At 57.4% G+C, this 12251-nt stretch carries 8 protein-coding genes; 1 reads left to right on the top strand and 7 read right to left on the bottom strand.

Annotation, left to right across the window (positions count from 1 at the left end):
• Positions 1 to 253: 253 nt before the first annotated feature.
• Positions 254 to 982 carry a WecB/TagA/CpsF family glycosyltransferase gene (locus NL241_RS07605; protein ID WP_494398261.1) on the bottom strand — a complete coding sequence of 243 codons (729 nt, stop codon included), beginning with the start codon at positions 980 to 982 and terminating at the stop codon, positions 254 to 256.
• Positions 983 to 1761: 779 nt separating this feature from the next.
• Between NL241_RS07605 and NL241_RS07600 the strand changes: the two genes are divergently transcribed.
• A complete protein-coding gene (locus NL241_RS07600) occupies positions 1762 to 2880 on the top strand; it encodes a polysaccharide pyruvyl transferase family protein (protein ID WP_494397205.1) in 1119 nt (372 codons plus the stop codon).
• A gap of 1241 nt (positions 2881 to 4121) precedes the next feature.
• Here NL241_RS07600 and NL241_RS07595 read toward each other — a convergent pair.
• The 6 genes from NL241_RS07595 to NL241_RS07570 all read right to left on the bottom strand — a co-directional run bounded on the left by NL241_RS07595 (position 4122) and on the right by NL241_RS07570 (position 12208).
• Entirely contained in the window at positions 4122 to 5006 is an 885-nt protein-coding gene (locus NL241_RS07595) for a glycosyltransferase family 2 protein (protein ID WP_494397204.1), read from the bottom strand.
• The gene (locus NL241_RS07590) at positions 5006 to 6043 is read right to left on the bottom strand and encodes an O-antigen ligase family protein (RefSeq protein ID WP_494397203.1); all 1038 of its coding nucleotides are present in this window, start codon (positions 6041 to 6043) and stop codon (positions 5006 to 5008) included. Before NL241_RS07590 ends, NL241_RS07595 begins: the two co-directional genes overlap by 1 nt.
• Positions 6044 to 6345: 302 nt before the next feature.
• Entirely contained in the window at positions 6346 to 7332 is a 987-nt protein-coding gene (locus NL241_RS07585; protein ID WP_494397202.1) for an NAD-dependent epimerase/dehydratase family protein, read from the bottom strand.
• A gap of 142 nt (positions 7333 to 7474) precedes the next feature.
• On the bottom strand, positions 7475 to 8287 hold the full coding sequence (locus tag NL241_RS07580; RefSeq protein WP_494397201.1) for a glycosyltransferase family 4 protein: 813 nt from the start codon (positions 8285 to 8287) through the stop codon (positions 7475 to 7477).
• 422 nt (positions 8288 to 8709) lie between these two features.
• Positions 8710 to 10188, bottom strand: coding sequence for a tyrosine-protein kinase domain-containing protein (locus NL241_RS07575; protein WP_494398260.1), 1479 nt, complete (start codon positions 10186 to 10188; stop codon positions 8710 to 8712).
• A gap of 163 nt (positions 10189 to 10351) precedes the next feature.
• Positions 10352 to 12208, bottom strand: coding sequence for a DUF4012 domain-containing protein (locus NL241_RS07570; RefSeq protein WP_494397200.1), 1857 nt, complete (start codon positions 12206 to 12208; stop codon positions 10352 to 10354).
• Positions 12209 to 12251 lie beyond the last annotated feature (43 nt).

Genomic DNA, 12251 nt, shown 5'->3' with positions numbered 1-12251 from the left:
TGGGTTTCGCCTACCAGACAAATCATGGCTTTCTGATGGCCCATCGACCGAGCACGCTGTCGGTCGAGATCTAGGCCCACTTACGACTCCCATAGTATCGAACCTTGCGTAGCTGTCCTGTCAAAGGCAGCGCCACGGCCTTACGCGGTTCCGCGCGCGACCAAACCCGAACAGCCCGCAGCCGGCGTCCAGCGCAAAGTTCACACCCGTATCACCTCTCAAGCGTCTGAGACCACCCGGCTTTGGTTCACCGTCATCCAGGCCGCCGAGTCGTAGCACCTGAGACCACCGCTCCGGGGCTCCGCTTGGTTCGCGAATTCATGCGGATCAGAGAAGGTAGGGCCAGAAAGTCCTTCCCGTACCTGATCAGAAGACGACGGGGCTCACTGAAAGCTCGGTATGCCCACTCCAATCTCCATGTACGGATCAATCGTGGGGCCCGCTGCGCGACACCCGAACTGAAATTGATGGAGTTTCCCAGGCACAGGATTGCCCCAGTGCCCGGGCGACCAGCTATGTCGTAAGCGAGTTCTTCTTGTAGAGGCAGGCCTAGACCGATAACGACGACGCCGCCCGAGCCAGCTTCCGCAACTCGTGCAACCAAGTCGACGCGTTGCGCTTCGTCGACTAGCTCGGACCGCGGCGCAGGCTCGCCAAGCACCTGCCAACCACGCCGATGGCATTCCCGGAGAAGTCGATCGAGTTCCGGACCTTCGGCGCCGCCTACAAGTACAAGCGGCCTGCCGTTGCCGGAGTGCTCGACGAGCGCTTGGAACAAGTCTGAGCCGGCGATTCGTTCCACAGATCTGCCCGAGGCTCTGGACGCCATCCACGCAACAGGCCAACCATCGGCAAGTGACAGTGCAGCGTCGTCATACCTGGTCGCGTACGCCGGCATGTCTCGTACAGCGCGCAAGTGGTACAGATTCGGCGTCACCATGACTTCCCACCGGCGCCGTTTGTCGTCAAGGACCCACGACATCGCGTCGTCAAACGACAGCGCGTCGATCGGGACGCTTACACGGCCCAAACGGATCCCGATCCGCGTCGTGGCGCTAAAGAGGCGCGTGCCATCTTCGTCGTCCGTCGACATTTTCGACCCCCACATGTTCTAGGCGACTTGCCTCATGCCGGGGTCAGTAAACACCACGCACGGCCGTTCTGCCCGATGCAGGTTGACTGCGTATGCGGGTCACTTGCGCACCCTTGCCCAGAAGCAAAAGACGACAAGTTCGCCAAGTTCCGACGTTTATCGCGACATTTGACCAGGGGGCTTCGGGCTCGGATTTATGAAGGAGATGGCCCGCAGGCACTGAAGCGATCCCGCACGTCGGAAGCGCCTACCCCTGCTAGGAGCGCTCACGAAGCAACACTCATCCGCCCGCACAAACTTCGATGCAGCACTGACTGGGCTTTCAGCGAGACGCCGCCGTACTACTCCGCACCCAGGAGCCGACCCCGTAGGACTTTGCTGCGCTCCGGCGAGCGCACGCTACTTGAGTAAAACGTTGTTAACGCTCGGCCGCACCGAGCGATCTCCCGCAGCAGATTTCCATTCGGTGAGACCAGTAGCGGTTGCGATGGACCGGTCAACCCATGTACGCGAATTCTGTTGTCATGAGAACTCGCTCACACCGGCCTACTCTCCTGATACCCCTAACTTTTCACCCGCCAGCTGGGGCCATGAAGGGAACCCGACTATCCTTGGTCTGGCGAGCCACCTAGAAGAGTTGGCCAGGGACAGCAGATTTGAGATATGACGTGACGGTTGAAATTCGGGGAACGACAACCAAGAACAAGGGCGCCCAGCTCATGCTTGAAGCGATTGTCGATCGCCTCGGCACCAAAGTCGATTTGTCAGCTGCGCCAGCAGTGCTCGATTACCCTGTGCGTGCGCAACTCGGGATGTACCAAACATTGCACGTCAACAGATTTCCGCGCTTGTCAGCTTCCCTGGGCTCCGCTCTGTTACCTGAACTTCGGCGGCGCTACGGTCTGATCGCAGATCGCGAGATCACCGGTGTAGTCGATGCTTCAGGCTTTGCCTACAGCGACTCTTTCGGCGCCGAGGTTGCGAAGCGAGAAGCGCTTTACGGTCAACGTTGGCAACGCCGCAGTGTCCCGAAAGTTATGCTTCCACAGGCTTATGGCCCGTTCCACGACGACCAGGTCGCCCATTGGGCACGACAGGTATTGAACCAGGCGACGCTCATCTTCGTTCGGGACTCGACAAGCCGAGCCCATCTGGAGCAGTTATCACTTGATCCGCCCGTCAAGATGGCGCCCGACTTCACCATAGGTATCGCGCCTATTGATACACCGGTTCCAGTGACTGGCGAATTCGTTGCGGTCGTTCCCAATACGAAGCTCGTCACCAAAGGAGTGCTCAGAGAAGCGGACTACATTGGTCACCTCGTTGGACTGACCAGGGCAGCGATTGCCCAGGGTCTCGCACCACTAGTCGTCATCCACGAGTCATCGGATCGTCAACTTGCGTCAACGATAGCCACCCAATTAGACGCGCCTACGTTCGATGACGTACGTCCGCGAGCCTTGAAGGGAGCGATCGGCAAGGCCTCCCTCTTGATCGGAAGCCGCTTTCACGCGATTGTCGGTGGCTTGTCGCAGGCGGTTCCTACGATCGTGATCGGGTGGTCACATAAGTACGCAGCGCTACTCAGTGACTTTGACGTTTCTGAGTGGATGGTAGACCTTGAGGCCGACCCGCAACAGACGGTAAACAGCGTGCTCAAGGATGCACGCGGCGTGTCGCGACTTCGTGATGCCAAGCAATCATTGACAGAACGCGTCGAATTGATGTGGCGCGACACCGAGCAAATACTCAACTTAGACAAGGCAATTCATCCAGCGACGCTATAGGAAACACGCCCAACCGCTCGAAGGCAGCAAGAGGTTAGAGAACAGTTCTCGTGATCGGTAATTCGCGAAGACCAGCCGTGTGGTCGGATTAGTTGTTGGAAGTCGACTGCTCGAGGACGACGACACCGTAGGTGCCTACACAACGAAAGTCCCTTTCGGCGAACCACTTTGACGCCAAAAGGCATCCTGACCAGATCCCGTGAACTGGACGCCACCGTACGGGAATTACTCATAGTGATCGTGTCTAAATCGGTGATGAGCACGCGCTCGGACTGGCGACCAGAAACGACGTTGAAGCGCTCAACGCGAAGTCGGAAGTTAATCGACTCGGCAGAGAGTCGCTTCGCCACGGTTCGCCGGGCTCCTGCAGCACCCCGTTTAGCCATTGCGCTACAACCCGGTTCGGGCCCTTGTCGAAGCGCAACACCGCCGGGATTATCCCCGGGTTCGCCGGCGAGGTTGCCCAGTTCCGCCCCCAGTATCAGCCCCGGTTCAGTCTTGAGCAGCCTGCTCTGGAACTGGCAGCCCAGGCGCTACCGGTGACGCTGCGCTCGACGAGCCCGCCCGAGAGTGCCTTCGAGGGTGTCTTGGTGGAGGATCGGGACGATTATCATCGGGCGCAATCGGTAGAGACGTCGAACTGGAACACGAGCGCCCATACGCGGCTCGATGCCTCTCCGAATCTGTCAGCGGCCTGTTGGACGTGCCGCGGGATCCGTGACACCGGACGGGTAGGGCTCGTAGCCCCTCCTCACGCCGAAGGCGTTGCGCTCTGGGTTGATTCACGATCGACGTGTAGGCGCGGACATCTGTTAGGCCGGGTTGGGACTCGTGCAGCGACCGCATCATGTTCCCAGAGGACCAGATCCGATGCCTCGATGCGAAGTTCCGGGCCAGAATCACGGGCACCGACGAGCGCAACCGTCGCCTGATCCCCGCCAAGCTGGGACACCTAAGCGATCACGCTGCTGGCGCGAGGGCGTCTGAATTCCGATTCTTGGCAGCACAATAATGCTACGCGGATACCCGGTGGCGTTGCAGATCTCGACGATCTGACCGACCGCGAGGCGCTGGCGATCCCTGGCCGCGCCTTCGACCCCAGACAACCAGTTAACATGACTTGGAGGGTTTGATAGGTGCGGCGCCTATTCGGGCGACCCATCCTAGAGAAGCGCTTAGCTACGGTCTCAAGTTCCCCATGCGAAGTAACCTACCGGATTCTTAAGCCGCGCCGCTCTGCGTTATCGCAGGTCAGAGTACCGCCCACCTCGCCGCCGCCACTTCGATACGAGGTCTGTGACCGACAAACTTGCTGCGAAACCGGCCGCATGCATCGTTCGCTCAAGCCTTGTCTCAGCCGTCCGCATTCGGATCCTATGGACGCGTCCGCGAAGGTGCCGTTTTCCGTTCCATGTTAGAACTGAGTTGTGTTTGTGGAGGTAGGCCTCCACCCCCCTCGCCCGTCGCTCATCGCCAGCTGTGAGTTGTGGCCCTTGATGTCGCCGATGAATGGCTAAGTACTGAGGGACGACTGTGTAGCGGAACCCCCCCAGGAGGAATCGCAGAAGGAAATCCTTATCATTTGAGACAGGCAACGCCACATCGAACCCGTTGAGGGCCTCGAAGGCCACACGCCTAATGACGAAATTTGAACCCGTGAAGCCAGGATTCCGTGCGGCCACTGCCGCGGGCGGTAGCTCTGCCGGCATCCGGTTGAATGGTTCTATCGTGCCATCCAAGTCCAGAACGTTTAGCCACACTACGGCCATATCAGCGCCAGTCGTCTCTAGGGCTTCGACGGCCACTTCCAAGAACCGGGGATCCCACAAGTCGTCATCATCTAGGAAAGCGAAGACGTCACCTCTTGCTGCTGTCATCGCGACATTCCTTGATGCCGATGCGCCCCTAGGAAAATCACGACCGAGGTAACGAATTGGGAATGGTGAGCTCTGGGCAGCCTCGTTGACCACTCGTTCCGTTTCCAGGCCCAGAGCGTCGTCGACCACCAATAGTTCGTATGGTCGTGTAGTGGTCTGCTGAATAACAGAACCGACGGATTGTTGGAGAAGTTCTGGACGTTCATGCGTGGGGATTACACACGTAATCTCCACTGTTCTCTCTGCCATCAGCGACCCGCACCAACCTGAACTAGAAATTTGTTTTGCCTGCCCACACCTTTAGATGAATCGGAACCCGAACGCCCCAACATGAGTCCGATTGCAAAGACGGCGAGGTACTGAGATGCCCCGTAAATCAACCAGTTCGCGGCGAGCCCGTGCACCATAACTGTGGTGATGACCGCTGCGAGCGCAGCAGCCGATTGTGGGTCTACCTTATAACGCCGTCGAATCGCGCCGAACGTCAGAACAGTAAGCACAGCTGCTATCGAGACACCGATCAAACCGGTTTCAACCAACAGCTGAACCGGAATACTATGGGGCAGTTGACCCATCGGATTGATTGCCTCATATCGATACACAGTAGAACCCAGCCCCAGCCCTTCTAACGGCGCTCGCTCCCACCAGATCTGAAGAAGCACCTGCCAGTTGAGAAGGCGCCAGTCGAGGCTGTTGTCACTCTCAGCGTCGAAATAGTCGACTCCTTGGAACTCAGCTAAGCGCGCCGAGGCGCCGATTGAAAAGAATAGCGCGACAATCAGGCCGACTCCGAGAAAGATCAAAGCGAACCTGCGCTCCACTGATAATTTTGCATTCAGGGAGAAGAGAACGACGGCCCCCGCAGCCGTCGCGCCGAGAGCGCCCAAGCTCTGCGTGAGCAGAAGCGCCGTAAGCGCTAGAAACGCGACAAAGAGCGAACTCCGTCGCTGCGCTTGTGCGAACGCCCACAAGCAAGCGATAACCCCGACCGCGAAGTAGGCGCCCGCCGCGTTCGCGTGATTGAAAGTACCTACCGCACGACCCGCGGGGTTTAAGCTGGGCAGCCAGTTAGCGGCGTACCCGAGAATCAGTAACACCGCTGGTATACCCACTACGGCGTTAATGCAGAGGGGAAAGTTAGCGGTCGCATCGACTCCAACACGATACGCAAGCAGAAGAATGGCAACAATAGATAGCAAACGCACAATCTCGAGTACAAAGACTAACTCTACTCCGAAATTGTATACAGCAAGACAGGTCCACAAAGTAAAGGCTGTGATGAGCACGGCAGCCGCGAACCTAAACCTACTGCTTGTGCGGCTATCGGTCGGGATCGCTACCGCGAATATCGCCCCAACCGCCACCGCAGCTGAAATGGCCGCGCTCGGAAGAAGAGATCCGCTGATGCTGGACCCTCCAACGTCAGCGACGCTACGAATGAGTATCAACAGTGCGAGTAGAACGACCCTGGGCAGTACCGCAAGACTTAATAAGCCCGCCGATGCACAGATCAGGGCGACAGACACTGCAGTAAAGAGGTCGTCAAACATAGGACCTCGGCCCTAGCAGGTATCGGCGTTGATTCACGTTAGGCGCCGAACTCGACCTTGCCCCACAGGTACTGGTTGTACAGACCTTCGTGGACGGGCACTTTTGCGGCCCAGCCCAGCTCTTGCTTGATCCTGTCGGTACTGCCACCAGTTTGAAAGACGTCACCGGCAACACGATCCTGATATTTGATTTGCAAATCACCGGCAAATCCGCGCAGCAAGTCGAGAACTTCTCGGATTGAAGTGGTGCCGCCACCTGCAACATTGTAAATCTGTCCAGGTGCAACGTCCCGCGTCGCGCTAAGAATATTGGCCGCAACTACGTCGTCGATGTAGGTGAAATCACGGAGCTGAGTGCCGTCCCCGAATATATGAATTGACTCACCTCGGACAGCGGCACGTACAAACCGGGTAAAAGCCATGTCCGTTCGCTGCCTCGGTCCGTATACTGTGAAATACCTCAGCGACACCGTGGGCACACCAAAATTCTCGGCATACAATGTGCATAAGTGCTCCGCGGCAAGCTTGGTCACGCCGTATGGGCTTACCGGTTGTGGTACATCAGACTCCGTTGTTGGATAGCGCTCTGCGTTGCCGTATATCGATGACGACGAAGCATAGACAAGCCGACGCAGCGACTTCGAGCTCTTGGACGCCTCTAACAGCCGTTGCGTCGCACGTATGTTCGCGTCGATATAGGTGGAGAATTCGGTTCCCCAAGACTTCCTCACACCTGGTTGGCCAGCCTGATGGAAGATAACCTCAACGTCCGTCAAGAGAGCATTGATGTCTACAGAATTAAGGTCCGCTTCAACGAGGGTGAACCGATTGTCTTCGATTAAACTCGCAGTATTTCGACGCTTTATCGACACCTCGTAGTAGTCAGTAAAGCAATCAATTCCTACGACGTCATGGCCATCCGCTAGCAGCTGGGCGCTAAGGGTGCTGCCGACGAAGCCGGCAGCACCGGTAACTAAGCATTTCATGGCGTCGACACCGAAGCCATGCGCGAAACTGTCCAGCATACGAATGCCAGATGCGCGCGATTAATGTGTGTTATCACGTCAATCATCCCTCTTCGGTATATAGACCAAGCCTCTGATGCCGGGTACTGAGTGGTGATTTACAGCTGTGGATCCTGATGTCAAACAAGGGCTTTCGCGTTGACTAGCGGTCTCCCGAGGCGTAGATCGCATTGATCACCGCAGGTGCACTCAGATGCGAGACGCTAGTCCTGGCCGCTTCCCGACGAAGTCCAACCGCCTCGCGAACTTTCTGCGCGATCTCTTCGGGGTCGCGCGTGGTGACAAACCCGTTCTGCGAGTTCGCTACAAGAGCTCCTGTGTCTGATCCATCGGTGACCACGGCCGGCAGACCCGAAGCTAGCGCCTCCACAAGTACTCGCGGGTAGCCTTCATATCCGGCGTGCGACGTCATTACAAATACGCCCGAACTCGCCATGAGTTCGCCTACCCTGCTCGGCGCGGTTCGTCCATGTAGGGTCACTCGTTTGCCAATTTCTAGCGGCAGACGCGCCACATAGTCCTGAAGTTCGCGCTCGAGTGTGCCGGAACCCAGAATGTTCAATCGCCATGGGATATCGGTATCAGCCTCGGCAAGAGCCCTAAAGGCACTCACCGCCAACAGAGGGTCTTTCGGTACCTCTAAACGACCAACCCAAATCAATGAGTGCTTGTCCCGATCGGGCGGATCGGCCGGCTTAATCAGATCCGGGTCGAACCAGGTCGGCGAGGCTTGCGTTTGCGGATTCCACTCTCGAACAACGTCAGCGTACGCCTCGTTAAATACAACTACTTGTGCAGCATCTTTCACAACACCGCGTTCAAGACGTTTATGGATGCCGGGTGCTGCTCTCCAGAAGGAATCGGACGTCTGGCCCGTGAGTCCGTCCTCTTGTGTGTGAACAAAGTATGCAGTGCGCTTACCAAGAATTCGACGCAACGACCATGCGGTGTCCACACGATGAGCCTGGAACCACTCCGACCTAGGCAACCTGTTGCGATACCGAATCGTCCCCAGAACCAAGCGTACCGAATGCGGCAGTTTTCTTTTCTGGTCACCAGGATCGAACCGGGCTACCGGAAGAAAATAGATGTTTCCGCCGCCTCGATTATGAACTTCCCATTGCCCCAGCCGACGACCCGGAACGTCGCCGCCCGCGTCGACTCCAACGAAAGCGAACTGTGCACCCGGCGGAAGATAACGCACAATTCCCCTGAGACAGGTATCGATTCCACCCGGGAAAGGGCGGGCAGGATCGAACTGCTGCACCACAATCCTGTCGACTCTGTCTGGGACCGGAGCTTCACCCGCTTGCTTCTGTGGGCTCCTCTTCTGAAAAAGCAATCTTTATCCCCCGATCGTCGTTTGATTGAGCAAGCTCACTCAGTCCGTCGAACCACTTCTGGCTTGGCGCCCGTCGCTTCTACTTCCGCTTCTACAGATTCGTGTGAGGTCGCTGTTGCCGATTCGCCAACTGACTTACTCCGTGTTTCCCGTCGTGGTCCGTCCTCTCCGTAGTAGCTATACCCGTAGCTATACGAGGCGCCCCCCCGCAGTGGAGTCATAGTGTGTACGGCGCCGAGTAACGTCGCGCCTACATCGGACAGGTTCCCGACCGCATGGCTCAATTGTTCCCGCTTCGTCTGTCCGTAGCGGGCCATGATCAAGACGCCGTCGGCACCTGCGGCGAGAATGGCGGCGTCCGTTACTGCAAGCAGTGGTGTCGAGTCGACAATGACGTAATCGAATTGCGCACGCAGTTCGTTCAACAACTTTTTTGCCGCAAGTGATCCCAGCAATTCGCTCGGGTTGGGCGGGATGGTGCCCGAAGTGAGGACGGTAAGTCCCGGGAAGCGCGTTTTTTGCAGTGCCTCGTCCAACAGGGCACCGCCGCTCAGTACTGTGCTAAAACCCACAGGCTGAACTAAATCGAGATATTTGTGCACTGTGGGTCGGCGCATATCACCGTCGACGAGAACAACATTGTGGTCAGCTTCAGCCAGCGCCAATGCGATGTTGATTGCCGTCGTTGATTTACCCTCGCTCGGAGTCGAACTAGTCACGACAATGACGCGCGGAGGATTGTCCACTGCGAGAAATTGAAGGTTGGTGCGGAGCTTCCGGAAAGCCTCAGCGATTGCGGAATTATCACTATCAAAAGCGATTGCTGCATGCTTTCGACGTTCCTTATCAAGCGGGATGCTGCCCACAATTCCTGTGCCGGTTACATCCTCCAAGGTCTTGCGATCTTTGATCGTGTTGTCGATAAGATCGCGAGCCACGGCCAGGCCAACGCCTAGAACCACGCCAAGCGCCAAACCCAACGCGATATTACGCGCAGTCTTGGGTACGACGGGCTCTGCCGGGATCGAAGCACGCTGCTCGACCACAACCCGCGCGTTGGGGGGTGCGCCCGTCTCTGGAGTTTCTAACTCACGGACCATCGCAACGAACTCGTCGGACAACGTGTTAGCGATATCCCGTGCCCGGAGCGGCGACTGATCAAGCACCTTTACGTCGATCAGCACCGTGTCGGGCTTCCCCGTCGCTGTGACGCGCCCCTGCAGAGTGCCCGCACTGGTGTCGAGGCCAAGCTTGTCGATAGTCCGCTGAGCCAGGGTCTCACCCGTGAGGAGCTCTGCATAAGAGGCAACCCGTTCCTGCGACAGCCGGTTTCCCTGATACATCTCAGCTACGGATGCCCCGGCCGTATTTGACACATAGAGTCGAGTGGTCGCTTGATACAACGGCGTTGTCAATAGCGTGAATGCCACTGCAGCTAAAACTGAGGCCACTACCGTCACACAAATAGTGAGCCACCGAGATCGCAGCGTCTTAATAAATTCTTGTAGGTTCAACGCCACCCCTCCACTACTGATTTCGCTAGCCCCCCGCCCGCCGACCGCAACCAGCGCGATCCGACAGAGTATACCTTGATTTTATTTTCGGAACTGTCCGCCGAGATCCTCGACTGAAACATCGAGGGTTTTATATGCCCGTCAGTAAATTCCTCGACGTTGGTCATCCTTGACACGTCGGTACAGACACTTTTGGAACCACATTATCGACGAGCGGTTGCACTGGTACACGCGGCGAACCCGACGATGTCGGTTCGGATAACCGGAATGTGAGTTCTCCTGACTTTCCGGGCGGAATCGCAACCTGAACTTCGAAACTAGGGTGATTGCGCTCGGTCGTGCGGAAGACCTGTACCTGCTGACCATTCGAGAGCGCACTCACCAGTTTTGCATCCTTGGTTACAAGAAGGCGAACTGAGGTCAACATGGTGCCCTTCGGCACGTTAAGCGGAACCCCAGGGAGAAAACCCTCTTTCCCCGATACATAATCCGGAGACGGGACGTCCTGCACTGTATTCGTCAGCCGGATAGTAACCGTCGAATTCCTAGTATCGCCATCGCAGCCATCAGCCACATATTCGATTTCGCGGGTAAGGTAGTAGTCCAATTTGTTCCCGCCAAGGTTATTAACCACGACCTCCGCATACGGTGCAGGATCGTCGGGAATCACGTTGGCGAGTGGAGTTTCCTCAAGAAGGGCTTGGTCGGCTGCGTCTGCGCTCCACACCGCGATACGCCGTTCACTGACGCCTTTTCCGAGTGCGTCGAGTAGCTCACGAGGCTTGTCCAGCCGCCCCGTGACCTTCTTGACTACCTCGGTGGCGATATCCTGAAGGTACTCTTTGCGCGCAAGCTGATCGTCAGGAAAACGTATATACGCGGTCGACTCGGTAAGTTCGACAACATTGTCCTTAGTGACCTTTTCACCGTCGGGCATGGTAACAGATCCAACTGCCTCGAGGATGTAGCTCAAAGCCACGGGGTCCAGAGCGATAACTCCGTCGACGTTCATGCCCGTTTGCTGAGCCCACATTGACTTCCAGATTTGAGCCGCATAGGGGAAATGCGAGCTTTGGTTGCTATTGCGGTAATCCGTAGTCGGATTCGTGAATCCGTAGTTCTCGGCATATTCTGGGCCGAGGTCTAGCGGCGCGAATTGCTTGTCTAGCTCGATGTTAGGCCCCAGCGTATCGACGCTTGGCTCCCCATTCTCGAATCGAAGAATGCCGAATCCGCCCAGAAGTCCCCCTGTACCACGCGCTTCCGCATTGGTCTGGAATCCCATGAAATACGTGCGCGGGCCGTCAGCCCCCATCAACGAGGGCGCCAGCTGGGCGGCAAGAGCAGTGTTGTCCAACAATTGAGCGATATCCGAGGTCTGTTCCTGTAATTCCAGCCGCGCGTCACCGAGGACGGAAATATAACCGGGATCGGTAATGGCCTGAGCCTCCGCATCCAGTCGGCTCGCATTCGCGGACAGCGTGGTTAGCTTCGGTTCCTCGTCTCGCAACGCCATGACGTCCAGCCTGCCGTCAGCGAGCAACTGATCGGGGGCAAGCACTGCGCCGGCCTCAGCCGAAGGCTGCAGCACATCCGCTGCTAAACCCACGACAACGTTGGAGATCTGTTGGCCGGTCTCGAACGGGCTGCCGAGCCAAGGCACTGCCGCCGCAATGTTCCACGGGAGCGAGTGCGTGGCATCGCGCGCAGCCCGTGCATGGGACTGGGCGTCACCCGCGAATCGCGAGGCGCTCTCGGCGTCCCCTTGTAGCAGAGCATCTTTCGCCTGTTGTGCGTTACCGCGTGCCTGTTCCAGGCTGGTCTTGGCGTCCATAGCGCGAAGACCCAGCCAACAGCCGAATGCAACGACAACGACCAGGAGTATCAGGCCTGACCACACGATGCGGCGAGGAGTCAGAAACCCTTGTGCCACACGTGACCGCCTGTTCTCGTCATCTGTCAACAGGTCAGCTTTATCGCCGCCGTCCGACTCATCGCGGGACGGACGTCGCGAGAACATACTCAAATCAAAGATTCCCGTGTTTGGGTGTGGACCGCGCTAG

The organism is Mycolicibacterium sp. SMGY-1XX (assembly GCF_059132455.1).
Note: the sequence above shows the minus strand (reverse complement) of the source record. Positions and strands in the feature narration are given on the sequence as shown.